This is a genomic window from Enterobacter cloacae complex sp. ECL414, assembly GCF_021869685.1.
Lineage (GTDB): Bacteria > Pseudomonadota > Gammaproteobacteria > Enterobacterales > Enterobacteriaceae > Enterobacter > Enterobacter kobei.
Genome location: NZ_CP091481.1, coordinates 2,430,149 through 2,455,653, shown reverse-complemented (window position 1 = coordinate 2,455,653; position 25,505 = coordinate 2,430,149). Strand labels below are relative to the sequence as shown.

Genomic DNA, 25,505 nt, shown 5'->3' with positions numbered 1-25,505 from the left:
GAAATGTAAACTCATCGATAAAATAAGAACATTTTATTGATAAATTGTTTACATGTTTTTGAGGTTCAGATATAGCTTTTTAGCGCAGGTTTTGCAAAGCCTGACGAAAACACAACATCGCTCGCCGCAAATTAAAAAAATAGCCGTCGGCGCGCAACGCTCACTTTCGATAGGGTAAACGTTATGGACGGTTCTACGCTGTTGCCGCTGATCGGGATACCGATCGTGGTTATTGGTTTTGCTTTGCGCTTCAACCCGCTACTGGTGGTCGTGGTCGCGGGGCTGGCGACGGGTCTGCTGGTCGGTATGGATCTCGGCATGCTGCTTGAGACCTTTGGCGAGAAGTTCGTCAATAGCCGATCGCTCGCGACCTTCATTCTGATCCTGCCGGTCATTGGTCTGCTGGAATATTACGGGCTAAAAGAGCGCGCCCAGGCCTGGGTCGCGAAGATCGCCAGCGCTACCTCGGCGCGCATTTTGATGCTCTACTTTGTCGCCCGTGAAGGCACGGCCGCGTTAGGGTTGATGTCGCTGGGCGGGCATGCCCAGACGGTACGCCCGCTGCTGGCGCCGATGGCGGAAGGGGCCGCTCTGAACGAGTATGGTGAACTGCCGCAGCATATCCGCGACAAAATCAAAGCCCATGCCGCCGCGTGTGACAATATCGCGGTCTTCTTTGGGGAAGACATTTTTATCGCCTTTGGTGCAGTGCTGCTGATTGACGCGTTCCTGAAAGAGAACGGCATTCAGGGGATTGAACCGCTGCATATCGGCCTGTGGGCCATTCCGACGGCCATTGCGGCATTGATTATTCATATGACACGCCTGCTGCGCCTGGATGCCAGTATCCGTCGTGACGTGATGGCCTGGCGTGCAGAGCAGGCAACGCAGGGGGCCGCGCAATGATGACGCTTATCACCATTAACCGCGTGTACTACCTGATTGGCTTCGTCGTAATGTTGCTGGTGGTCATGACCCTGCGCGATCGTGCGAATCCGAAGCGTTTCACCACCGCGCTTTTCTGGTTTTTATTTGGTGGGATTTTCCTGTTCGGTGATCTGATGGTTCAGGAGCTCGGCAAATCGCTGGCGTACCGGATCATCGGCGGCAGCGTTATTGTTATCGCGCTGCTGGCGGGCTTTGGTCTCGTCGGAAAGGGGCACTACAAAATGGCCTCTGACGAGGAACGGGTTGCCTCGTCAAACCGGCTCAAAAACTGGCTGTTCCTGCCCGCGCTGATGATCCCCGTGGTGACGGTTATCGGGACGCTGTTCCTGAAGGGCGTGTCGATTGGCGGCGTTTATCTTCTCGACCAGAAACAGCTCACCCTTGCGGCGCTGTGCGTGGCCTGCGTCGCGGCGATCCTCACCGGCTGGTGGCTGACGAAGGGCACGCCGCTGCACGCGATTCGCCAGTCTCGCCGTCTTGTCGATACCATCGGCTGGGCGGTGATCCTGCCGCAGATGCTGGCCATGCTGGGTGGGGTATTCGTGGCGGCCAATACCGGTGACTCCGTGCAAAAGGTAGTGAGCCTGTTTGTGAACCCGGATAACCGCTTCATGCTGGTGGTGATTTACTGCGTGGGGATGGCGCTGTTTACCATGATCATGGGTAACGCCTTTGCCGCTTTCCCGGTATTGAGTGCCGGTATCGCCTTACCGTTCCTGATTAACGTGCATCACGGTAACCCGGCGCCGCTGCTGGCGATTGGCATGTACGCAGGGTATTGCGGCACGCTGATGACGCCGATGGCCGCGAACTTCAATATCGTGCCCGCCGCGCTGCTGGAGCTGAAAGACAAATATCAGGTGATCAAGATCCAGATCCCGACCGCGTTAACCTTGCTGGTGGTGAACGTGTTCTTAATGTATTTCCTCGTTTTTCGCTAAGGAGTGGTTATGGAATTAACGCAACAACAGGCTGACGCGTTTGCCCGAATGCCTTTAACCTATTTGCGCCAGGAATACCCGAACCACATCATGCATCTGCTGAATGATGATGGTGATGTTCTGCCGCCTCGCGAACTGCACCCGATTTTCTACGGCTGTTTTGACTGGCACTCGGCCGTGCACGGCTACTGGTTGCTGCTGCGCTGCGTGCGTCTCTATCCCGAATTGCCGTGCCGGGATGAAATCGTCGCGCTATTCGACGAGCATCTGACCGAAGAGAACGTGGCTAAGGAACTGGCCTATTTTACTGCGCCGTTCCGCGCCTCGTTTGAGCGCCCGTATGGCTACGGCTGGCTGCTGGCGCTGGCCCAGGAACTGAAACAGTCTTCACTGCCGCAGGCCGCAGGCTGGTATCAGACGCTTGAACCGTTAACGCAGGATATTCGCAATCGTCTGGTGGATTACCTCGGCAAGCTCACCTATCCGATCCGCGTCGGGACGCATTACAACACGGCGTTTGCTCTGGCGCTGGCGCTCGACTATGCGCGTACAGTGGGGGACAGCGGGCTTGAGCAGGCTATTCTGGCATCAGCGGAACGGTTTTATCTCGCCGACACGCGCTACCCGGCGCACTACGAGCCCGGCGGTGATGAGTATATTTCCGGTGCGCTGACAGAAGCGTTGCTGATGAGCAAGGTGGCAGAGGACTTCCCGGCCTGGTTCGACGCGTTTCTGCCGGAGGTAGGCGCCGTTGCAGCCCTGATTAACCCGGCGCAAGTGAGTGACCGTACCGACCCGAAAATTGCCCATCTGGACGGGTTAAACCTGAGCCGCGCCTGGTGTATGAAGCATATCGCAAAAGCGCTTCCCGCAAACCATCCGGCGCAGCAGGCGCTGCGTGATTCGGTGGCGAAACACCTGATGGCAAGCGTAGAGCATGTTGTCGGCAGCCACTACAGCGGCGGGCACTGGCTGGCGAGCTTTGCGCTGCTGGCGCTGGAGTAAATAAACGAGACGCCTTTCTTGCCGGGTGGCGCTGCGCTTACCCGGCCTACATTGTTCATTAAAATCAATATATTGCATATTATCTTGTAGGCCCGTGCAAGCGTAGCGCCGCCGGGCGCAGCCTGCTCGCGCTAAACAACACGGCGCCCGTCGAGGCTATGACGGCGATCCACAGCGCAACATGCACGATCCGATCATCAAGGGTTTGGCCGGGTGTTGCCGCCAGCAGCACGCCCACCGTAGCGGCGCCGAGACACTGGCCGAATGTCCTGACGATAGACAACACGCCGGAGGCATAGCTGGCATAGTCTCGCGCCACGTTAGCGAGCATTTCCCGGTTATTGGGGCTCTGGAAGCAGCCAAACCCTATCCCGCAAACCAGGCTGCGCAGGCAGATGTTCCATACGGATGGGCTTTCAGGCAGGGTCGCCAGCAGAACCAACCCACCGACAAATATCATCAGCCCAAGGGTCGAAATCAGCGGCGCGGAAATCGTATCAGCCCAACGCCCCGCGTGCGGCGCAATCAGCACAATACCTATCGGCCACGGGGTAAAGAGCAGCGCAGAAACCACCGGACTGTAGCCATACACGCTCTGAAACAGGAACGGCAGCGCGACAAAGGTGATGCCCTGGCTCACAAACGAGGCCAGCGAGGTTAGCGCAGCGAGGGTAAAGCGTCCGTTTTTGAATATGACGGGCGGCAATAAAGGGTGACTTGCCCGCCGAATCCGCCAGATAAAGGCGAGGGCGCTCATCAGCGCGAGAAGTCCCCAGCCGATGGCTTCGTGATGAATGTGCTGCGTGACGCGCTGAAGACTGTTGGCCGTCATGATCGTGGCTCCCAGAAATGTTGCGGAGAGCACTGCGCCTGGCGCATCAAAGGAGGATTTATCACCCGCTGATTCCTTCGGTAAAGCGCGCCATGCCAGCAACAGGGCGATGCAGCCTGGAATAAGGTTAATGGCGAACAGCCACTGCCAGCTCAGCGCGTTCAGAATCGTTCCGCCCAGCACCGGGGCTATGGCCGTGCTGGAGGCGATAAGTAGGGCGTGCAGCCCCAGAACGCGGCCAAGCAGTCTGCCGGGGAAAACGGATCGCAGGATTGCCGGGGCGATGCTCAGGGTGGCCGCGCCGCCGATGCCCTGCAGAATACGCATTCCGATCAGCACATCCGGGGTCTTCGCCAGCGCGCAGCCGAGAGAGGTAAGCGTAAAGGTGGCAAGCCCGGCCAGAAACACCGGGCGATAGCCCACGCGCGCCGCCAGCGCGGCAAAGATGGCGAGGGTCATGGCCGCTGACAGCTGATAACCGTTGGCGAACCAGACAGCAACATTGGCAGGAACCTGCATTGCGCTTGCCATGGAGGGGAGCGCGATGTTGATCATCGTTCCGTCAAAGACCCCCATCAGCGTGGTGGTCATCACGGCGGCCAGGACCCGGGCGCGCTCATGCCCGGATAAACCTTCATCGCCGGGCAGGTTTGAAAATAGCGTCATCGTCGTTACTCCAGAAAAAGAATAGTAATGACGAAACTATAATCATCAGGTATACAGGGCGGAAGACGCAGCATTTGCACTTAATCGTTGCATATAACGCCTTATCTGAGGATTCCTCGTGACCGATCCTGACTTTAATCTGCTTGTCGCGCTCGATGTCCTGCTGGCCGAAGCCAGCGTGGCGGGCGCGGCGCGACGCTTAAACCTGAGCACCTCCGCCATGAGCCGAACCCTGAGCAGGCTGCGGGAGGTCACCGGCGATCCTATTCTGGTTCGGGCGGGTCGTCAGATGGTGCTGACCCCCTGGGCGGAAGCCACACGGGATCGCGCCCGCAACGCCGTACACGAGGCGAGGGCGGTGCTCCAGCCCTCCAGCGATACGCTGAAGGTCGAGAATCTGGCGCGCCTGTTCACCATCAGAGCCAACGACGGTTTTGTGGTGGCGTTTGGGCCACTGCTTATTGCCGCAGTCGCGAGTGTTGCCCCCGACGTTTGTATCCGTTTCTCCCCGAAACCTGAAAAAACATCGCGCTATCTGCGAGAGGGGCTTGTCGATCTGGAAATCGGCGTGCAGAGCAATATGGGGCCTGAAATACGTCTGCAACGGCTGTTTCAGGACAGGTTTGTTGGCGCAGTGCGCCAGGGGCATCCACTGGCTTCGCGACCGTCAGTTAGCCTGCAGGATTATATCTCCTGGGGGCATGTGGTGGCCTCGCCCGACGGATCGTTGCACGGGTTTGTCGATGACGCGCTGGCGGAACGCGGGATGAAACGTAACGTCGCCAGCGTTGTGCCCGGTTTCCCGACGGCGTTATCCGTGGCGTTGGCCTCCGATCTGATTGCCATGGTCCCGGCGCTGTATTTGCTCAATCAGCCCATGTCAGAACGCGTACACGTCTTTGAACTGCCGTTTAAAACCCGGAGCATTACCGTCTCACAGATGTGGCATCCGCGCATGGAAAAGGATCCCGCGCACCGGTGGCTCAGGGAGAAGGTGCTTGAAGTATGTCGGTCGGTTCGCTGACCGCTTAAACGGTTTTCTTCGGCACGGAAAGTATAAAGCGCGTCGATACCGCATCGGATTCCACACGGATTTTTCCGTGATGGGCGCTGACGATGGATTTCACGATGGCAAGGCCGATGCCTCTGCCTTCGCCTTTACGCTGTCTTGATGGATCCACCCGGTAAAAGCGGTCAAACAGCCTTGGCAGATGTTCTTCCGGGATCGGCGCGCCGGGGTTGGCAACCACCAGTTCAACATTGTTTTCCTGCTCTCTGAGTGAGACGGTCACAGCTTTTCCTTCCGGCGTATAGCGCAGGGCATTGGATAACAGATTGTTAATCGCCCTTCTGAACATCTGCGGATCGCCTTCTGTCAGGCAGGGCATTCCGTTAAATTTCAGCGTGACGTTACGTTCTTCCGCCCAGGCTTCGAAGAAATCGAACACTTTCATGACTTCAGCGCGCAAATCAAAGATCGCCCGGTCCGGGATGAGCTGATTATTATCCGCCTGCGCCAGGAACAGCATGTCGCTGACCATCCGGGTCATTCGGTTGTACTCTTCAAGGCTGGAATACAGCACATCTTCCAGCTCCTTCTGAGAACGGTTCTGGCTCAGCGCAATTTCCGTTTGCGTCACCAGATTGGTAACAGGCGTTCTGATCTCATGCGCGATATCGGCGGAAAAATTGGCCTGGCGGGTAAAGACATCTTCTATTTTTTCAATCATATGGTTGAAAGAGATCACCAGCTGTTCCAGCTCAACGGGCACGCGGGACGGTTCAAGTCGCGCGTCGAGGTTCTCTGAGGTGATATTTTTAATGGCGGTGCTGACGTTACGCAGAGGCAGATGGCCCTGGCGTACCGCAATACGAATGACAACAATAATCAGCAGACTGATTGCCGCGGCAATCGCGAAGAGATTCTTCTTCAGGGCATCCAGGTAGTGCAGATGAAAATTAATGGAGAGGCCAATCAGCATCACGTAGTCCTGCGATTTGCCCTGCAATGTCGCCGTGCCTGACGAGGCAATAATCCGGTACGTGTCCATTTTCATGTCGGGCCCCGCGTGCATGGAAGCAGAAGAGTCCTCCACCGTCCACAGAAAGACATCCTGGGTGCGACGGTGCACGTTAAAATCCGGTGTATTCATCGCAGGGCGTAATGCTGCCCCGTGTGCCGAGCTGAACAGGGTATTTCCCTGCGGATCCACAAGCAGAACGGCAACGTTGCGGTAACTGGCGATCGACTCGTTGAGTTTACTGATTTTCTTCCGCTCGGGTTCGGCAGGTGACTGTAGGATACGGTGCATCGCGGTGCTGATTTGCTGCAGATCGCTGATGTCCTGCTCAGCAAAATGCTTTTCAACGGAATGCACCATAAACCACGTGAAGGCGAAAAACGCCAGGATCGTGGAGAGACTGATAAAAAAGGTCAGCCGAAGAGCCAGCGAAAAAGGGCGCCTGAAAGGCTTAATGCGCATCCGGCGCCTCCAGCATATAGCCCACACCGCGCACCGTCTGGATCAGCTTGTGTTCATAATCGTTATCGATTTTTGCCCGAAGCCGTTTTACCGCCACATCAATGGCGTTCGTATCGCTGTCAAAGTTCATGTCCCACACCTGGGAGGCAATCAGGGAGCGGGGCAGCACTTCTCCCTGATGACGAAGGAAAAACTCCAGCAGGCTGAACTCCTTACTGGTTAACAGGATGCGATTCCCCGCCCGGCTCACTTTTCTCGACACGAGGTCAACCGTCAGGTCAGCCACCTGAAGCTGGCTTTCCGCAATCACCGTATTTCCGCGCCTCAGCAGCGTTCTTACCCGGGCGAGAAGTTCAGCAAAGGCAAAAGGCTTAATCAGATAATCATCCGCACCCAGCTCAAGCCCTTTGACCCGGTGTTCAATGGTGCCGAGCGCCGTGAGGAGCAGTATGGGCATTCCTTTCCCGGCCGAACGCAGCATGCGGACAATATCCCAGCCGTTCACGTCGGGAAGCATAATATCCAGAATCAGCAGATCGTATTCCGCAGTCATGGCGAGATGGTAACCGTTGAGGCCATTGTCAGCGTGGTCGACGATAAACCCCGCTTCAGTCAGCCCTTTGCTGAGGTATTCACCGGTTTTCATTTCGTCTTCGACGATCAGTATTTTCATCTTGCTCCCCTGACTGGCTGCTGACGACATTCTATTGTGCTCGCGGCAGTTAACAATGACTTACGTTAAAAATGACAACATTGTCATTATCCTGTCACCCGTCAAACAGGATGCGTTCAGTAGAGTGACCCTAAAAATACTCTGGACTTCATTTGAACCATTATGTTCCTGTTAAAACGACTTAGCATCAGTACGGTATTTTTCCTGGCAGGCTGCGTCTCGCTGGCGCCTGAGTACCAGCGACCCGCGTCACCGGTACCCCAGCAGTTTTCGTTATCCCGAAATGGCCTGACACCTGCGGTGGCGGGGTATCAGGATACCGGCTGGCGTCACTTTTTTGTCGACCCCCAGGTCGTTGGGCTGATCAGCGAAGCCCTGGAAAACAACCGCGATTTAAAAATGGCCGCCCTGAAGGTTGAAGAAGCCCGGGCGCAGTTCACGGTGACGGATGCGGATCGTTATCCTCAGCTGAATGCCTCCTCGAGTATCACCTATAGCGGCGGTCTGAAAAGTGACAAACCTGCCTCGCAGCAGTACGACGCAGGTCTTGCAGTAAGCTATGAACTCGATTTCTTCGGCAGGCTCAGGAACATGAGCGAGGCTGACAGACAAAACTTTTTTGCCAGCGAAGAAGCCCGTCGTGCGGTGCATATTCTGCTCATCTCTAACGTGTCGCAGAGCTATTTCAACCAGCAGCTGGCCTATAAACAACGCCGTATTGCGCAGGAGACGCTGAAGAATTACCAGCAGTCTTACGCGTTCGTTGAGCAACAGCTGGTGACCGGCAGCACAAACGTCCTGGCGCTGGAGCAGGCCCGGGGGCAGATTGAAAGCACTCAGGCAGAGATAGCCAAAAGAGAGGGTGAGCTGGCGCAGGCCAATAATGCCCTGCAGCTGGTCCTCGGAACGTATCGCGCACTGCCGGGCAACAGCGGCATGAACGCCAGCGATATTGCGCCGGTCAGGCTGCCGCCTCATCTTTCATCAGCGATACTGCTGCAGCGCCCGGATATTATGGAGGCGGAGTATCAGCTTAAAGCGGCCGATGCGAATATCGGTGCGGCACGTGCTGCCTTTTTCCCGTCCATTTCACTGACCAGCGGACTTTCAACGGGCAGCACGGAACTCTCCAGCCTTTTCACAACGGGCAGTGGGATGTGGAATTTTATCCCTAAAATTGATATCCCCCTGTTTAATGCAGGCAGAAATAAAGCCAACCTGAAGCTGGCTGAAATTCGCCAGCAGCAGTCGGTTGTGAATTACGAACAAAAAATTCAGTCCGCCTTTAAACAGGTTGCTGACGCGCTCGCGCTGCGGGAAAGTATTAACCAGCAAATTAATGCCCAGCAGCGGTATCTTGATTCGCTAAATATTACCCTGCAACGTGCCAGAGGGTTATATTCCAGCGGTGCGGTGAGCTATATCGAAGTGCTTGATGCAGAACGTACTCTGTTCTCCACGCAGCAAACTCTTCTCGACCTTATTTATGCCCGTCAGGTGAATGAAATTACGCTCTTCACCGCACTGGGTGGCGGTTGGGTCGAATAAATTCATTTAATTAAACAGGAAAGTAAAAATGCGTAATTCACTTAAAACCGTTGTCCTCGGTGCGATCGCCGTAATGTTTTCTGCCAGCCTTCAGGCCGAGGTTCATCAGCACGCAGGAATGAATGTTGCCAGTGAAGGAACCTCAGAGCAGATTATTAAGGGGACCGGCATTATCAAGGATATTGATCTCACGAGTAAAAAAGTCACTATTGCCCATGATGCTATCCCAGCGGTGGGCTGGCCCGCGATGACGATGCGCTTCACCTTTCTTCAGGCTGATGAGAGTATTTCGGCCCTGAAAGTCGGTAGCCACATTGATTTTTCGTTTGTCCAGCAGGGCAATATCTCTTTACTGAAGAGCATTAAATAGCGAGAAGTAGCATGGCATCTTTAAAAATAAAATACGCTGCCATGATAGTCAGCAGCCTTATTGCAGGAGGGCTGATATCCGTCACGGCATGGCAGCATATTCACGCCTCTGCAAAACCAGAAAATCAGGTTTCTGAAAGAAAGGTACTTTTCTGGTATGACCCGATGAAGCCAGACGTTAAATTCGATAAACTTGGCAAATCACCGTTTATGGATATGGATCTGGTGCCAAAATATGCGGATGAAAATGATGATAAAAGCGGTGCCGGAATACGCATTGACCCCACCCAGGTCCAGAGCCTGGGGTTAAAAACGCAAAAAGTCACTCGCGGAACGCTGAATTATAGCCAGACGATCCCAGCCAATGTCAGTTATAACGACTATCAGTTTGTTATTGTGCAGGCGCGCGCGGAAGGTTTCGTTGAGAAAGTATACCCGTTGACGATCGGCGACCATGTCAGGAAAGGCACGCCGCTGATTGATATCACCATTCCGGACTGGGTAGAGGCGCAGAGTGAGTTTTTGCTGTTATCCGGTACCGGTGGAACGCCTGTGCAAATCAAAGGCGTACTTGAACGTCTTCGGCTGGCCGGGATGCCGGATGAAGATATTCAGAAGCTACGGGCGACCCGAACTATCCAGACCCGATTTACCATCAAGGCTCCCATTGACGGGGTTATCACGGCGTTTGACCTGCGCACCGGCATGAATATTTCAAAAGATAAGGTGGTCGCTCAAATTCAGGGGATGGATCCGGTCTGGATCGGCGCGGCGGTTCCTGAGTCTATTGCTTATCTGCTGAAAGACACGTCGCAGTTTGAGATTTCAGTACCCGCTTACCCTGATAAATCCTTCCCGGTTGAAAAATGGAACCTTCTGCCGAGCGTGGATCCCAGCACCCGTACGCTGCAGGTGCGCCTGCAGGTCTCCAACAAAGACGAGCGTCTGAAACCGGGCATGAATGCGTATCTCAAACTGAATACGCAAAGTCCGGAGATGCTGTTGATCCCGTCCCAGGCCGTTATTGATACCGGAAAGGAACAGCGCGTGATTACCGTCGATGAAGAGGGGCGTTTTGTGCCGAAACCGATCCACGTTCTGCATGAATCTCAGCAGCAGTCCGGTATTGGTTCCGGCCTCAACGAAGGGGAGACGGTGGTGGTTAGCGGTCTGTTCCTGATTGACTCCGAGGCCAATATTACCGGCGCGCTGGAGCGCATGCGTCACGCTGAAACAGCAGACAACACGCATTCAGGTCATTAAGGGGATGATGATGATTGAATGGATTATCCGGCGGTCCGTCGCCAACCGTTTCCTGGTGATGATGGGGGCGCTGTTTCTTAGCATCTGGGGCGCATGGACCATCATCAACACACCGGTCGATGCCTTGCCCGACCTGTCTGACGTTCAGGTGATTATCAAAACCAGCTATCCTGGCCAGGCCCCGCAGATAGTTGAAAATCAGGTGACCTATCCGCTCACTACCACCATGCTGTCGGTACCCGGTGCCAAAACCGTGCGCGGTTTTTCTCAGTTTGGTGATTCGTATGTGTATGTCATTTTTGAAGACGGTACTGATTTGTACTGGGCCCGGTCGCGCGTACTGGAGTACCTGAACCAGGTTCAGGGCAAACTGCCTGCTGGCGTGAGTTCAGAAATTGGCCCGGATGCCACGGGGGTGGGCTGGATATTTGAATATGCGCTGGTCGATCGTTCCGGTAAGCACGATCTCGCAGAATTGCGCTCATTGCAGGACTGGTTCCTGAAATTTGAGTTAAAAACCATCCCCAACGTGGCTGAAGTGGCATCGGTTGGCGGCGTGGTTAAGCAGTATCAGATCCAGGTCAATCCGTTAAAACTGGCCCAGTACGGCATAAGCCTGCCGGAGGTTAAGCAGGCCCTTGCGTCGTCGAACCAGGAAGCAGGGGGATCGTCGGTTGAAATGGCGGAAGCAGAGTATATGGTCCGGGCCAGCGGCTACCTACAGACGATAGACGATTTCAATAATATCGTGCTGAAAACCAGTGAGAACGGTGTCCCGATTTACCTGCGCGATGTTGCTCGCGTACAAACGGGGCCGGAAATGCGCCGCGGTATTGCTGAGCTGAACGGGCAGGGGGAAGTGGCGGGTGGCGTGGTGATCCTGCGCTCGGGCAAAAATGCGCGTGAAGTCATTACGGCGGTGAAGGATAAGCTGGAAACGTTGAAGGCCAGCCTGCCGGAAGGCGTCGAGATTGTGACGACCTACGATCGCAGCCAGTTAATCGACAGAGCTATCGATAACCTGAGCGGCAAGCTGATTGAAGAATTTATCGTGGTGGCCATCGTCTGTGCGCTGTTCCTCTGGCATGTCCGCTCTGCACTGGTGGCGATTGTCTCTCTGCCGCTCGGCCTGTGTATTGCCTTTATTGTGATGCATTTTCAGGGACTGAACGCCAACATCATGTCGCTGGGGGGCATTGCCATTGCCGTCGGTGCGATGGTGGATGCGGCCATTGTGATGATTGAAAACGCGCACAAACGGCTGGAAGAGTGGGATCATCTGCATCCGGAAGAGCAGATCGACAACGCCACCCGCTGGAAGGTGATCACCAATGCCTCTGTGGAAGTGGGGCCTGCACTGTTTATCAGCCTGCTGATCATCACCTTATCGTTTATTCCCATCTTTACCCTTGAGGGACAGGAAGGGCGACTGTTTGGTCCACTGGCCTTCACGAAAACGTACTCCATGGCGGGGGCGGCCATGCTCGCCATCATCGTTATCCCCATCCTGATGGGCTTCTGGATCCGCGGAAAAATCCCCGCAGAGAACAGTAACCCGCTGAACCGACTGCTGATTAACGCCTATCATCCGCTGCTGATCAGGGTTCTCCACTGGCCAAAAGCCACCCTGTTGGTTGCAGCCTTATCTATCTTCACGGTTATCTGGCCGCTGAGCCAGGTTGGCGGTGAGTTTTTACCGAAGATCAACGAAGGCGACCTGCTGTATATGCCCTCGACCTTGCCCGGTGTGTCTCCGGCAGAAGCGGCTGCGCTCCTGCAAACCACGGACAAACTCATCAAAACGGTGCCTGAAGTGGCGTCTGTTTTCGGCAAGACAGGTAAGGCAGAAACGGCAACGGATTCCGCACCGCTTGAAATGGTGGAAACCACGATTCAGCTCAAACCAGAGGATCAGTGGCGGCCCGGCATGACGATTGACAAGATTATTGACGAACTGGATAACACCGTTCGTTTGCCTGGCCTGGCTAACCTGTGGGTTCCGCCTATTCGTAACCGCATTGATATGCTCTCCACCGGGATCAAAAGCCCGATAGGTATCAAAGTGTCCGGTACCGTTCTGTCTGATATCGACGCCACGGCGCAGCGCATCGAGGCGGTCGCCAAAACGGTGCCCGGCGTGGTGTCTGCTCTGGCGGAACGTCTGGAGGGCGGGCGTTACATTGATGTGGATATTAACCGGGAAAAAGCCGCCCGCTACGGAATGACGGTGGGCGATGTGCAGCTGTTTGTCTCTTCGGCCATTGGCGGCGCAACGGTAGGTGAAACGGTGGAAGGCGTCGCCCGCTACCCGATCAATATTCGTTATTCTCAGGACTACCGGAGCAGCCCGAATGCGTTAAAACAGATGCCTATCCTGACGCCGATGAAACAGCAGATCACGCTGGGCGATGTGGCTGATATTAAGGTTGTTTCCGGCCCCACGATGTTGAAAACGGAGAATGCCCGGCCAGCCAGCTGGATTTACATTGATGCACGGGGCAGGGATATGGTATCGGTGGTGAACGACATTAAGACGGCCATCAGTCAGAACGTGAAGCTGATGCCAGGTACCAGCGTGTCTTTCTCCGGACAATTTGAGCTTCTCGAACATGCCAATAAGAAGCTGAAACTGATGGTACCGATGACGGTGATGATCATCTTCATTTTACTGTACCTGGCGTTCCGTCGCGTGGATGAAGCAATGCTGATCCTGATGAGTCTGCCGTTCGCCCTGGTCGGTGGAATATGGTTTCTCTACTGGCAGGGTTTCCATATGTCAGTCGCAACCGGAACCGGATTTATCGCCCTGGCCGGGGTCGCAGCGGAATTTGGGGTCGTTATGCTGATGTATTTACGTCATGCCATTGAAGCGCAACCGGAACTGTCCCATCGGGAAACGTTCACAGAACAAGGGCTTGATGAAGCACTTTATCATGGTGCCGTGCTCCGTGTGCGGCCAAAGGCCATGACCGTCGCGGTGATCATTGCGGGCCTGCTGCCAATACTCTGGGGGACTGGTGCCGGTTCGGAAGTTATGAGCCGGATAGCGGCGCCTATGATCGGCGGGATGATCACAGCGCCGCTGTTATCGCTGTTTATCATTCCAGCGGCTTACAAGTTGATTTGGTTGCGCAGGCATAAAAAGCCATAAAAAAATCCCGCTGTAATGGCGGGATTTTTACGAGATGAATGCTTAACGCGCCTGGCTGATAAGCTTGCGCCAGGCTCTGTTATGCAGAGTAAACAGCAGCATCTTATAAAAGGCGGTGGAAAGAATACAGCTGCCGCTAAGCAGTAACATGACGATACTCACTAGCGCCGCGGTCAGACTGACGCCCGGAGAAGTACTCTCGCTCAGCGCGGCAAGCAGATAAGCTGCTGTTAACAAAAGGCTTATCACCGTCAGCGTAAAATGTAACCGCACAGCGCGCATGCTGCCTTTGCCAATCATAAACATCGTCACACCGTTAAGGCCAGCGAACAGCAGGGCGACCAGCACAACCCACACGAATACGCGCTCGGCTGGCTGGTCGAGTGCGGTGAGTATGCCGTAACCCAGCCACAGCTGCGGAATGGCGAAACTGACAATCACCCCGAGCGTACTGACCGCCGCCGGAATACCCATGGTATGTAGGCCTACAGGCTTACCCATTTCTTCGGCCAGCTGCATCTTGATCTGTTGCAGCTGCGTCGGGGCGGCATTGTTTATGTTGACGGCCACCTCGTTACAGTGTTGCAGTCGACGGGATAAAACATTAAACATTTGAATACTCAGCGATTAGGCACACATGTTGATTTATATGATCGTATGGAAAAGATTCCGCTCAAGAGCATCACGGCATTTTTTAATAAGTATCTCGATAAGCGATAGTAGAAGGGAAGGCAACTATGAAGGTTTTGTTGGCTTCATTACGGGTCTCATACTCAATTTAACATAATATACATTATGCGCACTTGCATTAAGTAAGGCGAAATCTGGCGTTTCATGGCTACGTTGACCTGAATGCTGATACCCTCTGAAAGCGTCTCCGTTGACCATCTCACAGTGCCTTCCGCTTTTGCTCAGAGTTTCAATCCTGCATGTTTAGAAAAAGTTAAACGATGCCTGATATACTTCAGCTTTTGGAAAACGCAGCCCTGAGCAAATGGAAATTGAATTAAATAAAAGCGTTAAAGAACGAATCTTCCATGCTGTCATTTTTGAAGTCATAGCTAACGTTATCATCGCGCTGTCGCTTGCCTGGTTGATGAACGTTTCGATACTCCAGTCTGGCTCGCTGTCCGTGATATCTGCACTGACCGCGACGGCATGGAATTTTGTTTTTAATAAACTCTTTGACTCGCTGCAGAAAAAATACCGCTTTCAACGAACCTTCCTTGTTCGTGCTATCCATGCGGTGGGTTTTGAAACAGGACTGATCATCACCTTAATCCCCGTTGCGATGGTTATGCTGGATTTACCCCTCACTGAGGCATTTTTCGTTGAGATTGGACTGGTGCTGTTTTTCCTGCCATACACAATGCTGTTTAACTGGCTATACGATTACCTGCGTTGGATGTTCGTTGGACGGAGGCGTTCGGCTTCGTAGCAATAGCCCTTCTGCCTAAGTGATTACATGCTTTTTCATGCATGTTTTTGCACGAAAATGCACGAAAACGTTTCATAACGCGGCGGTAATCTCGTAAGATATTGTCTGCAAACGTGCAACTTCATGCAATCACACTGACAGAGGTATCTATGACACAACAGCTCATTTTAATTGCCGGCCCCTATCGAAGCGGCACCGATGGCCTTCAGGCGCGCATTGATGAGAATCTTGCGCGTCTCGAAAACGCCGCATTAGCCGTATACCAGCGTGGTCACGTTCCGGTCATTGGTGAATGGCTGGCTCTGCCGCTGGCGAAGACCGCGGGCTCGACATCGTTGGGAGATGACATTGCAGAATCAATGCTTTACCCCGTAGCTCACCGGCTCATCGCAAAATGCGATGCGATTTATCGGATTGCCGGTGCGTCTAAGGGGGCGGATATGGACATTGATGTGGCCAGGGAACTTGGTCTCACGATTTATACTACGCTGGAGAGCATTCCTCAGGCTTAACGATGACCGTGCCAGTCAGTCATCTGACTGGCTTATGAAGAAGCCAGTACGACCGATACCCCTTTTTCGGATAGCGTATGCACCCAGCCACGATCGGTATCGTCTTCGACGACAAGGGTATTCGCTAAGGATACGTCCCCAATCACAAACGATGACGCCGTATTGATTTTTTCCGGTGAAGCCAGAACAACCGTCTCGGCCGCTCTGCCGGAAAATGCACGTTTGATGCACGCCTCTTCGAAATCGCCCGTGGTCAACCCTGCTTCCGGATGGATCCCGGTCACGCCCATAAAGAACAGATCGGCATGAATGTTTTCGATACCTTCGATGGCCGCCGCGCCGACTGCAACAATCGAGTGTTTATACAAACGGCCGCCAATCAGAATCACTTCAATAGCGGGATGATTAACCAGCCCCAGAGCAATGCTCGGACTGTGCGTCACCACGGTAATACGCAAATCAGGCGGTAAGAAAGTAATCAGTTCAGAGGTGGTCGTTCCACCGTCAATGATCACTACCTGGCCCGAAGAAATCAGCTGCGCGCCCTTCTGCGCTACCTTTCTTTTGGCATCCTTTTTAACGGACTGACGCTCTGCAAAAGGCACAATAGCGGAAGACGACGGCAGCGCACCGCCGTGAACACGCTGTAAACGCCCTTCTGCCGCCAGCTCGCGTAAATCACGCCGGATGGTGTCCTCAGAGACATCAAAGAGAATGCTGAGCGCTTTAGACTGGACCTGGCCTTCGGCGCCGAGCTTCTCAAGTATCAATTGTTTTCGCTGACTGGTGAGCATTCTGGATTCCTGATATTGCATGATAAATCTTGAAACTGCACGTTAATGCTGTTATTGATCGTTACTCTACGTAAGGAGGACAAAACGTGCAATCGAAACGTGCAGATGTGCGCATCATTAACGATGAAATATTGTCAGATAACTGGTACTTACTCAAAAAATATACCTTTGACCATCAACGACGCGATGGCGAATGGCAGCGACAAACGCGTGAAGTCTATGACCGGGGGAATGGCGCGACTATTCTGCTCTACAACCGTGATAAAAAAACGGTGATTCTGACTCGCCAGTTCCGTTTCCCGGTCTTTATCAATGGTCATCAGGGTGATCTGATCGAGGCTGCTGCGGGCCTGCTCGACAATATGGATCCAGAGAGCCGAATAAAGGCAGAAGCGGAAGAAGAGACCGGGTTTAAGGTGTCGAGCGTGCAGAAAATCTTTGAAGCCTATATGAGCCCGGGTTCCGTTACGGAGAAACTCTACTTCTACCTTGCCGAATATCAGCCAAAGGATAAAACCAGCGCAGGCGGCGGTATCAAAGCGGAGGGTGAGGATATCGACGTGCTGGAGCTCCCCTTTGAGGACGCTTTGCGGGGCATTGAAACGGGCATGATTGTTGACGGGAAAACCATCATGCTGCTCTATCATGTTGCACTGAAAGGCATTCTGTAATCTGACCTTGTTGCGGCACCTGTCCCGGTGCAGGTGCCGGCCTGTGCTATCCTTGCTGGTACACGCAAAAAGGAGATCTAAAGATGGCCGACTGGAACCCTTCTCTTTATCTGCAATACGGTGCTGAACGCACGCGTCCTGCCGCTGAGCTACTCGCCAGAATCCCACTGGATGACGTCGCCACCCTCGCCGATTTGGGCTGTGGTCCGGGAAACAGCACGGCGCTGTTGCGCCATCGCTGGCCGAACGCACAGATTACCGGGGTCGATAACTCGCCTGCCATGCTGGAAGAGGCGCGCAGTGCGCTGCCGGGCTGCCGCTTTGTTGAGTCCGATATCCGCCAGTATAAGCCGGACCAGGCGCTGAATTTGATTTATGCCAATGCCTCATTGCAATGGGTTCCAGACCATTACGATCTTCTGCCTCACCTTGTTTCTCTCCTCGCGCTTAATGGCGTCCTGGCGATCCAGATGCCGGACAACTGGCTTGAGCCTACTCACGTAGCCATGCGCGAAGTGGCCCTGGAGCAAGACTATCCTGACCGCGGTAGAGAACCGCTGCCTGGGGTCCATGCCTACTATGACATTTTGTCCGAAGCCGGGTGTGAGGTGGATATCTGGCGGACGACCTATTTCCATAAAATGCGCTCGCATCAGGCCATCATTGACTGGGTCAGCGCCACCGGGTTACGCCCATGGCTCCAGGAACTGAACGAGCACGAACAGAAACGTTTCCTGAAACGCTACCATGAACTACTGGAAGAGCAGTATCCGCTCCAGGAAAACGGGCAGATACTGCTGGCTTTTCCTCGGTTGTTTATGGTTGCTCAGCGTCAACCCTGAGGTGGTAGTCAGGAACGGGCTTCTTTCAGCAGTTGTTGGATCACCTGTTCCTGTTTATCGTAATTTCCCTCCCCAAAGGAGGTGTAGCGCAGCTGCCCTTTAGCATCAAAGTAATAATGCGCTGGCCAGTACTGGTTGCCGAAAGCATTCCAGATTTGGTAATTATTATCCGTCACAACCCGATACGGCAGCTGCCATTTATTCACCGCATTTTTTACCGACGAAATCGGTTTCTCCCACGGATATTCCGGGGTATGAACCCCAATCACGACCAGACCTTGCGACTGATACTTTGTGGCCCAGTCGCGCACATGCGGAAGCGTATGCTGGCAATTAATGCAGTCCCAGGTCCAGAAATCAATCAGGACCACCTTCCCGCGCAGTGATTCAGACGTGACAGGGTCACCGTTTATCCACCCTGTTCCACCGCTCAACGACGGCAGCTGGCTACTCGGCTCGGTCATCACCACCGGCTGGAGCTTCACCGCTTGTGTAGCGGGTTTTGCCAGATTCAGCAGCGTGGTTTCAAGACGGTCCGCCACCCCATTTGCGCCTTTCAGAACAGACGTCATTCCGGTCGCGTTAAAGACGACAGCCGCTAACATCACCACGCCAGCCCCCTGGCGAAGCTTCGCCATCAGCGCCGATTTTGCTCTCAGTGGTGCCATCAGCGTGCGGCCTCCGAGAACGAGTAAACCCAGCATTAACGCGCATCCACTGCCGTAGGCGGCAAGTAACGCCCCTGTCGCGATGGCTGAATGTCCCGCAATATTAAGGCTGAATATCGCCCCCAGAATGGGACCTGCGCAGGGGGACCAGAGCAACCCGACCGCCAGCCCGGCCAGAAAAGCAGATGCCATGCCGCGTGTTTGTCCGCTTCGGGTGTTCAGGACGTTTCCCGCGCTGACTGCTGGCCCGGCAATTCGCTGGGCAAAGGAGGGAAAAATTAACGCCAGCGCGGCCGTAGCCAGAATGATAAGCGCGATCCAGCGTCCAACGACGGTGGCTTCAGCTATCCACTCACTGGCGACGGTGACAACCATCGCAACCAGGGTGAACATCACGATCATCCCCGCGAGCAGTGCCATAATATGTCGTCTTTGCCCCTGAAAACCGGCAAACAGGAGGGGAATAACCGGGAGCGTACATGGACTGAGCAGGCTTATCATCCCGCCCAGAAAAGCAATTATCAAAAACATAGAGACCTCACGATACAAGTCCTGCGACGCTGCAGTGAGGCTATTTCATCGTGCGGATGTGTTCAGGATATGTGTAAAAGCGCGGGTTTTGTCTGGCTCTGTATCTTCCCGGAAGGCAGATACAAAGCCATACAATTAACGTCGTGGGAGCGTAACGGAGACATCCAGCCCGCCCTCGGCGCGGTTCACCAGCTTCAGCTTGCCGTCCAGCTGTGCGGTCAGTTGCGCAGCAATTGCCAGACCCAGTCCGGTTCCACCGGTATCACGGTTGCGCGATGTTTCAACCCGATAAAACGGCTGCAATACGGCCTCCAGTTCGGCATCGGGTATTCCCGGGCCGCCATCAATAATGTGGATCACCACCTCACTGGCGGATGAATCATCAATGACAATATTGGCGCGCTCGCCAAATTTCAGGGCGTTATCCAGCAGGTTGGTCATCACCCGGCGAAGCGCCTGCGGACGCGTGACAATCGGCAAACGGGATTCGCCCGCCTGAAATTGCACGTTTTTACCGATGTCCTGATAATCACAGGCGATGCTGTTTATCCAGGCATTAAGTTCCAGCTTCAGCGATGTCTCTTCCAGTGATTCTGATGACCGGGCATAGGCAATCCCCTCGCGCACCAGACGCGACATATTATCAAGGTCATCCATTAGCTTGTCGCGCAGTTCAGGTTGTTCCGCCATTTCGACCCGCAGCTTCATGCGGGTAATCGGCGTCTGGAGATCGTGCGAAATGGAGGCCAGAATCTGCGCACGTTCCCGGAGATAAGACTGAATACGTGCCTGCATGGCGTTGAAGGCATGGGCAGCCCGTTGTACCTCAAGCGGCCCTTTCTCGGTCATTGGCGTATTGGCCGCCGGATCCAGGGCGTCAACCGCGCGGGTAAACTGTGAAAAAGGCCGCACAACCTGCCGCACGGCAAACCAGGAGCAGGCCGCGAGCAGCAACAGTTGCAGGATGAGAACAGCGGGCAGCCAGCTGGCGACCGGTGGCATGCGCGGGATCAGATCAATGGTCAACGGCGCACCGTCGTGTAACGTAAGATGTGCCTGGATATGTGAAATGGTGCCAGGAACAGCCGTAAAGCTGAGCGGGTATTGTGCTGCCAGTGTCGCTTTTAAGGTCCGGATGGCATCCTGGGAACGCTTATCCGTCGGTGCGTTGCCCGGCTCACCCGGACCGAGGATATAACGATAGTTACCCCGCTCAAGGCGCGGCAGCCACGCCGCCCGTTCAGTGGCCGGCAAGCGGTCTAAAATGGCCACGCTGGTCGCGACATCGTATTCCAGGTTACCGAGCATCACCGTGCGGGCGCTGTGCATTCGTTCTATCATGACCAGCGTCAGGCTCAGGGCGTTGGCCAGCAACAGGCCGGGAAGCACAATGAGCAGCAAACGGGCCAACAGTGAGCGTGGCCAGAACCTCATTCGTTCGCCTCTTTGATCGTGACCGGCATGGTAAACACATAGCCCTCGCTGCGCACGGTTTTAATATAGGCGGGTGTACGCGCATCTTCATTCAGGCGCTGACGTACCCGGCTGACCAGCAGATCGATAGAACGTTCAAACAGTTCGGCGTCGCGCCCCTGCGTCAGGTTGAGCAGCTGATCGCGAGTCAACACGCGCTGAGGATGATCGAGGAAAACGCGCAGCAGGCGATACTCCGCCCCGCTGAGCGCCACAATCACCCCTTCCGGGTCTATTAGGTGGCGGGCAACGGTATCGAGCTCCCATTCACCAAACGTCACCAGTCGCCCTGCTTCTGTTACCTGTAAATTGGGCGGCATTGTACGAAAACGGCGTAAAATCGCTTTGATTCGCGCCAGTAATTCGCGCGCAACAAAAGGCTTCACAACGTAATCATCCGCCCCCATCTCCAGCCCCAGGATCCTGTCCGTCTCCTCATTACGCGCCGTCAGCATCAGGATAGGCAGATCTTTATGTTTGCCGACACGCAGTTGCCGACACAGCGTAAGACCGTCATCGCCGGGCATCATGACGTCCAGCACCACCAGGTCGATATGCTGTTTATCCAGCACGGCGCGCATCTCCTTGCCGTTGGCCGCGCCGGAGGCGCGATAACCGGACTTAACGAGATAGTCGACAATCAGTTCACGAATATCCCTGTCGTCATCGACGACAAGGATATGGTCAATATGCTCCACCGAAATCTCCAGACTGAAGGGTAACGTATTGAAAATAGCACATTTCAGAGTTTATCTGCGTCGACCACAGCGTTAACGAAATCTTGCGGATCTTCCTGAGGTGGATTGTGACCCACAGTCGCCCCAAAGGTGCGGTGTTCATACTTACCGGTAAATTTACCCGCGTAGGCCTGTGGAGCCGGATGCGGTGCCCCGTTGTTTCCGCCTTCGATGGTGATCGTTGGTACGGTGATATTCGACAGCACGGCCAGTTTTTGCTCGTAGCTGTCGTATTTGCGCTCACCTTTTTCCAGCCCTAAGCGCCAGCGGTAATTGCTGAGCGTCACCGCGACGTGATCCGGATTATCGAGCGATTTGGCGCTGGCGTTGAAGGTTGCATCGCTAAATTTCCAGTCCGGTGAGGCCTGCGACCAGATCAAACGGGCGAAGTCATGCGTGTTTTTAGCGTAGCCTTCCGCACCGCGCTCGGTGGCGAAGTAAAACTGATACCACCACTGCTGCTCTGCTTTTGGCGGCAACGGTTGTTTGCCAATCTGCTGGCTGCTGATGAGATACCCACTCACCGAAACGAGCGACTTAACGCGTTCTGGCCACAGCGCCGCAACGATATCCGCGGTGCGGGCACCCCAGTCGTAGCCTGCAAATACGGCCTGTTTAATATTCAGGGCGTCCATCAGATTAACAATATCTTTCGCCATCGCAGACGGCTGGCCGTTGCGCGGGGTTTTAGCTGACAGGAAGCGAGTGGTACCGTAGCCGCGCAGAGAAGGCACAATGACACGGTAACCTTTTGCCGCGAGTGCGGGAGCGACTTCAGCATAGCTGTGAATATCGTAGGGCCAGCCGTGTAATAAAATGACCGGTTGACCGTCTTTCGGGCCGATGTCGACATACCCGACGTTAAGGTCGCCGGCGTTAATTTGCTGCGGGTGGTCAAAGGCTGCCGTGAAGCTGGTGCCGGTGACTTCGGCCTGACAGGACATCACGGTGCCAAGAGAAACGGTCAGAGCAAGGGTCGAGTAAGCGAGTTTGCTGAACATATTTGGTGTCTCCGATTGAGTTCAATTCACGGGGATATAACAACACCTCAATGTATAGCGGATATGTGCGAAAGCGGGTTTATTGCAAGCCTGTGTATGTATCAGGAAAACAGATACAGTGTGATACAAACACAGGCGTTTTAGCCTTAAAGGGAAAGGCGATAGCGAACGTAATCGTCGGCCTCACCGTATTGATCGTAGAGTTTACGCGCCGGGTTATTCTCCCGTGTGACCCAGTACAGTTTTGACCACCCTTCACGCTTACCTTCTGCAATCAGGGCATCTATAAGCGCTTTGCCCGCCCCCGCGCCGCGTTCGGCAGCATCAACAAACAGATCTTCCAGGTAGCAAATGGGCGCTGTTGACCAGGTGCCTTCGTGCAGAATACACATTGCGAAACCGATCACTTTTTCGTCCTTCTCTACCACGCGGCAGAACATCGACGATTGCGCTGAGAGCGCCCTTTCCCAGGTTGATGCGGTAACGGATTCCTCTAGATAGCACTCATAGAAATGGGTATAGCCATCCCACAGCGGTCGCCATTGAGAATAATCATCTTCGCGTAGCGGTCTTACCGTAACTGCCATGTGTTCCTCGCAATACCTGTTAATTGCCATATCGAAACAGCGTAGGGTCGTATCACCTTTTTAATCGCATTTTGCGGGCCAGATGGGCAAGACGCTGCGTACGGCAGTAGAGCGTAAAGAGCACGAACCCTTTTCCATTCATCACCAGTCTGCAAAGTACCAACGCGAAGAAGGCAATGACCAATGGCCAACTACTTCCGTGATGGGCAAGCAAGAGATATACCGCCTGAACGACGGTTATTATCAGCAAAATAAAGAACAGCGCCAGAAATCCCGCTAACCCTGACGTTAATCCCCGAGCCAGAAATACGCTTGTGATGATGAGCGCGCCAATCATGACCAATGACGGTAAGAAAAAGCTCAGTGCATGGTGTAAAGGTGATAAGCCCGGAAACGCATGGAGAAAAGGTAGAAGATTAAATGCAAAAGCCACTAAAAACAGAGGAAGCAGCACCGCGACCGGATAAGGGTTTTGACGTGGAAGCTCATTGAGCGGCCGGGAAAAATAACGTTCAAGCTCGGGAGTGGAATGGTTCAATAGATGAGCCTCGCCTCGGGCGATAGTCTTCTCAATCTCCCTGCCATGATGCAGGAGATCACAGAAAACGCGTCCGTTTAAAAGTGGCAGCAATCTCATCAAAAATATCACCATCAAATAAAAGGAAACGATTTTGGTGGTCAATAACCACAGCGCAGCGCACTGGAATGTGATAGAGATAAAAATACCAGAACCCAAACAAAAACATAACGCTTAAATACGGAGATCCGCGGATGACAATACCTACGCTCACGACTGAACGCTTACTGTTAAAACCGCTGGTTGCCGAAGATGCTGTCCAGATACAGAAGCTATATCCGCGGTGGGAGATCGTGCGTTATATGGTCTCTTCGGTGCCCTGGCCTTACCCGGATAACGGTGCGGAAAATTATGTTAACAACGTGGCGTTGCCCGATATGGCAAAAGGGATTGCCTGGTTCTGGAGCATCCGACGTCGCGAAGTACCGGATGAACTGATGGGTATTATCTGCCTGTACGATATTGAAGATAACAACCGCGGATTCTGGCTTGCACCGGAGTTTCAGGGTAAAGGCTATATGCGGGAGGCGAGCATTGCGGCGACGGATTACTGGTTCAATACGCTGAACAAAGCGGTGTTGCGTGCGCCGAAGGCCGCCGCCAACAGCCGCTCACGTCGTATTTCAGACAGCAGCGGCATGCGGCTTGTCAGAACGGAAAAGAAAGCCTACGTCAGCGGTATGCTGGACTCCGAACTGTGGGAGATCACCCGCGACGAGTGGAACGCCCGTCAGGTCAGCTGATAATGCTTATCTGGCATCAGCCTTTCAGGAATGTTCTCTTCATCGTTCATCTGCAGCAGATCGCGTTCCATATTGTTGCAGATGGCGTCCAGCGGCAGGTCGTTATCTTCCGTACCAAACGGATCTTCCAGCTCTTCTGCCAGGGTATCCAGCGAGATAAAGGTGTAAGAGATCAGCGCGGAGACAAACGGTGTCATGTAATGCAGGTCCACAACCAGCGCGAACGGCAGCATGATGCAGAACAGATATACCGTGCGGTGCAAAATCAGCGTATAGGCAAACGGCACTGGCGTCGTCGCGATACGCTCGCAGCCGGAAAGGACGATGGACATATCGTTCAAGCGGTTGTTCAGACTGTGGAAAAGGATGTCCGAAAGCTGTCCGTTACGCCGCCGCACGGCAAGCCACTCCCCCATGATCAGTAGAATACGGTTGGCCGGCGAGTTGGCAGCCATCACGTGCCGTAAATCATCCGCAGCAAGATAACGAGCGAGTTCGTCAGCGTTCAGTTCCCGGCGCAAGGTCATTCGCAGGCAGTTGGCAAAGGCAATCTGCAGGCGGACAAACTCACCCAGATGTTTATCGTCAGGCAAGGTGTTTTTTACCTCGCGAAACAGCGAGCGTGCCGCTATCATCAACTGCCCCCAGAGCAGTCGAGCCTCGACGTAACGTGAATAACAGGCGTTGTTTCTGAAACCCAGAAAGATAGCGATCGCCACGCCGAGAATGCTGAAGGGCGCGACGGTAAATTTGATGCCCAGCGAGGTGTACCACGGCAGCATCAGGATCACGGCGATAGAAAGCAGGAAGTTGAGCAGCAGTCGGGTATAGATTTTGGGAAGTACCGAACCGTGCCAGACAAAAATCAGTTGTAGCCAGTGCTGTTTAGGACGAACAATCATAGTGAGTTTCAGGCAAGAAAAGAGCGTGGCTATTAAACGTGATCCCCCTCACAGTTGCAAGCATGTTAACGGGACATTGCATTTTCCCATCTGCAAAGCGAAACATGCACGGTGCTGATTCTCTTTTTTAAAAACGGAGTCAATAGTATG

At 54.1% G+C, this 25,505-nt stretch carries 25 protein-coding genes; 13 read left to right on the top strand and 12 right to left on the bottom strand.

Annotated features, from left to right (window positions below):
* Positions 1-183: 183 nt before the first annotated feature.
* The 3 genes from L3068_RS11915 to L3068_RS11905 are packed head-to-tail and all read left to right on the top strand — an operon-like array spanning position 184 to position 2,894.
* A complete protein-coding gene (locus tag L3068_RS11915) occupies positions 184-906 on the top strand; it encodes a DUF969 domain-containing protein (protein ID WP_045134013.1) in 723 nt (240 codons plus the stop codon).
* Positions 903-1,889: a DUF979 domain-containing protein gene (locus tag L3068_RS11910; RefSeq protein WP_023330441.1), complete on the top strand. Its 987-nt coding sequence runs from the start codon at positions 903-905 to the stop codon at positions 1,887-1,889. Before L3068_RS11915 ends, L3068_RS11910 begins: the two co-directional genes overlap by 4 nt.
* 9 nt (positions 1,890-1,898) lie before the next feature.
* Positions 1,899-2,894, top strand: a complete 996-nt coding sequence (locus L3068_RS11905; RefSeq protein ID WP_117581721.1) for a DUF2891 domain-containing protein — start codon at positions 1,899-1,901, stop codon at positions 2,892-2,894.
* Between the two features lie 79 nt (positions 2,895-2,973).
* Here the strand turns inward: L3068_RS11905 and L3068_RS11900 are convergent, their stop codons facing one another.
* Positions 2,974-4,392 carry an MFS transporter gene (locus L3068_RS11900; protein WP_117581719.1) on the bottom strand — a complete coding sequence of 473 codons (1,419 nt, stop codon included), beginning with the start codon at positions 4,390-4,392 and terminating at the stop codon, positions 2,974-2,976.
* A 118-nt stretch (positions 4,393-4,510) separates the two neighbouring features.
* On the opposite strand from L3068_RS11900, the gene L3068_RS11895 reads away from it, so the two are divergent.
* Positions 4,511-5,416 (top strand): LysR family transcriptional regulator, encoded by a 906-nt coding sequence (locus L3068_RS11895; RefSeq protein ID WP_063434521.1) that lies wholly within the window; start codon positions 4,511-4,513, stop codon positions 5,414-5,416.
* A gap of 4 nt (positions 5,417-5,420) precedes the next feature.
* Here the strand turns inward: L3068_RS11895 and L3068_RS11890 are convergent, their stop codons facing one another.
* Positions 5,421-6,875, bottom strand: coding sequence for a Cu(+)/Ag(+) sensor histidine kinase (locus L3068_RS11890; RefSeq protein WP_117581717.1), 1,455 nt, complete (start codon positions 6,873-6,875; stop codon positions 5,421-5,423).
* A complete protein-coding gene (locus L3068_RS11885) occupies positions 6,865-7,548 on the bottom strand; it encodes a copper/silver response regulator transcription factor (protein WP_014883860.1) in 684 nt (227 codons plus the stop codon). Before L3068_RS11885 ends, L3068_RS11890 begins: the two co-directional genes overlap by 11 nt.
* A 162-nt stretch (positions 7,549-7,710) precedes the next feature.
* On the opposite strand from L3068_RS11885, the gene L3068_RS11880 reads away from it, so the two are divergent.
* Genes L3068_RS11880 through silA form a run of 4 tightly spaced genes read left to right on the top strand, consistent with a single transcriptional unit; the run spans position 7,711 to position 13,879 of the window.
* Positions 7,711-9,096, top strand: coding sequence for an efflux transporter outer membrane subunit (locus L3068_RS11880; RefSeq protein ID WP_117581715.1), 1,386 nt, complete (start codon positions 7,711-7,713; stop codon positions 9,094-9,096).
* 28 nt (positions 9,097-9,124) lie between these two features.
* Positions 9,125-9,466: a cation efflux system protein CusF gene (gene cusF / locus L3068_RS11875; RefSeq protein WP_117581713.1), complete on the top strand. Its 342-nt coding sequence runs from the start codon at positions 9,125-9,127 to the stop codon at positions 9,464-9,466.
* An 11-nt stretch (positions 9,467-9,477) separates the two neighbouring features.
* Positions 9,478-10,728, top strand: a complete 1,251-nt coding sequence (locus L3068_RS11870) for an efflux RND transporter periplasmic adaptor subunit (RefSeq protein WP_117581711.1) — start codon at positions 9,478-9,480, stop codon at positions 10,726-10,728.
* A 10-nt stretch (positions 10,729-10,738) separates the two neighbouring features.
* Positions 10,739-13,879 carry a Cu(+)/Ag(+) efflux RND transporter permease subunit SilA gene (gene silA, locus L3068_RS11865; RefSeq protein ID WP_117581708.1) on the top strand — a complete coding sequence of 1,047 codons (3,141 nt, stop codon included), beginning with the start codon at positions 10,739-10,741 and terminating at the stop codon, positions 13,877-13,879.
* Between the two features lie 42 nt (positions 13,880-13,921).
* Here the strand turns inward: silA and L3068_RS11860 are convergent, their stop codons facing one another.
* Entirely contained in the window at positions 13,922-14,491 is a 570-nt protein-coding gene (locus L3068_RS11860; RefSeq protein WP_117581706.1) for a hypothetical protein, read from the bottom strand.
* A gap of 382 nt (positions 14,492-14,873) precedes the next feature.
* On the opposite strand from L3068_RS11860, the gene L3068_RS11850 reads away from it, so the two are divergent.
* Both L3068_RS11850 and L3068_RS11845 read left to right on the top strand, forming a co-directional pair.
* The gene (locus tag L3068_RS11850; protein WP_045282114.1) at positions 14,874-15,317 is read left to right on the top strand and encodes a PACE efflux transporter; all 444 of its coding nucleotides are present in this window, start codon (positions 14,874-14,876) and stop codon (positions 15,315-15,317) included.
* 149 nt (positions 15,318-15,466) lie between these two features.
* Positions 15,467-15,829 (top strand): TIR domain-containing protein, encoded by a 363-nt coding sequence (locus L3068_RS11845; protein WP_117581704.1) that lies wholly within the window; start codon positions 15,467-15,469, stop codon positions 15,827-15,829.
* A gap of 32 nt (positions 15,830-15,861) precedes the next feature.
* Here L3068_RS11845 and L3068_RS11840 read toward each other — a convergent pair whose 3' ends face one another.
* Positions 15,862-16,623 (bottom strand): DeoR/GlpR family DNA-binding transcription regulator, encoded by a 762-nt coding sequence (locus L3068_RS11840; protein ID WP_117581702.1) that lies wholly within the window; start codon positions 16,621-16,623, stop codon positions 15,862-15,864.
* Between the two features lie 86 nt (positions 16,624-16,709).
* Here L3068_RS11840 and L3068_RS11835 point away from each other — a divergent pair, with 86 nt between their 5' ends.
* Both L3068_RS11835 and tam read left to right on the top strand, forming a co-directional pair.
* Positions 16,710-17,294 carry an NUDIX hydrolase gene (locus tag L3068_RS11835; protein WP_014883849.1) on the top strand — a complete coding sequence of 195 codons (585 nt, stop codon included), beginning with the start codon at positions 16,710-16,712 and terminating at the stop codon, positions 17,292-17,294.
* Positions 17,295-17,377: 83 nt separating this feature from the next.
* The gene (gene tam / locus L3068_RS11830; RefSeq protein ID WP_014883848.1) at positions 17,378-18,136 is read left to right on the top strand and encodes a trans-aconitate 2-methyltransferase; all 759 of its coding nucleotides are present in this window, start codon (positions 17,378-17,380) and stop codon (positions 18,134-18,136) included.
* Positions 18,137-18,144: 8 nt separating this feature from the next.
* Here tam and L3068_RS11825 read toward each other — a convergent pair whose 3' ends face one another.
* The 6 genes from L3068_RS11825 to L3068_RS11800 all read right to left on the bottom strand — a co-directional run bounded on the left by L3068_RS11825 (position 18,145) and on the right by L3068_RS11800 (position 23,770).
* Positions 18,145-19,335, bottom strand: a complete 1,191-nt coding sequence (locus tag L3068_RS11825; protein ID WP_117581700.1) for a cytochrome c biogenesis protein/redoxin — start codon at positions 19,333-19,335, stop codon at positions 18,145-18,147.
* A gap of 135 nt (positions 19,336-19,470) precedes the next feature.
* A complete protein-coding gene (locus tag L3068_RS11820; protein WP_117581699.1) occupies positions 19,471-20,769 on the bottom strand; it encodes an ATP-binding protein in 1,299 nt (432 codons plus the stop codon).
* Entirely contained in the window at positions 20,766-21,506 is a 741-nt protein-coding gene (locus L3068_RS11815; RefSeq protein WP_014883845.1) for a response regulator, read from the bottom strand. Before L3068_RS11815 ends, L3068_RS11820 begins: the two co-directional genes overlap by 4 nt.
* A gap of 44 nt (positions 21,507-21,550) precedes the next feature.
* Complete coding sequence (locus tag L3068_RS11810) at positions 21,551-22,546, bottom strand: alpha/beta fold hydrolase (protein ID WP_117581697.1); 996 nt, start codon at positions 22,544-22,546, stop codon at positions 21,551-21,553.
* A 146-nt stretch (positions 22,547-22,692) separates the two neighbouring features.
* Entirely contained in the window at positions 22,693-23,133 is a 441-nt protein-coding gene (locus L3068_RS11805; RefSeq protein ID WP_014883843.1) for a GNAT family N-acetyltransferase, read from the bottom strand.
* Between the two features lie 52 nt (positions 23,134-23,185).
* A complete protein-coding gene (locus L3068_RS11800; protein ID WP_117581695.1) occupies positions 23,186-23,770 on the bottom strand; it encodes a hypothetical protein in 585 nt (194 codons plus the stop codon).
* A gap of 134 nt (positions 23,771-23,904) precedes the next feature.
* On the opposite strand from L3068_RS11800, the gene L3068_RS11795 reads away from it, so the two are divergent.
* A complete protein-coding gene (locus L3068_RS11795; RefSeq protein WP_014883841.1) occupies positions 23,905-24,453 on the top strand; it encodes a GNAT family N-acetyltransferase in 549 nt (182 codons plus the stop codon).
* Here L3068_RS11795 and L3068_RS11790 read toward each other — a convergent pair.
* Positions 24,441-25,355: a bestrophin family protein gene (locus L3068_RS11790; protein WP_023337298.1), complete on the bottom strand. Its 915-nt coding sequence runs from the start codon at positions 25,353-25,355 to the stop codon at positions 24,441-24,443. The two genes, L3068_RS11795 and L3068_RS11790, sit on opposite strands and share 13 nt — an antisense overlap.
* Positions 25,356-25,505 lie beyond the last annotated feature (150 nt).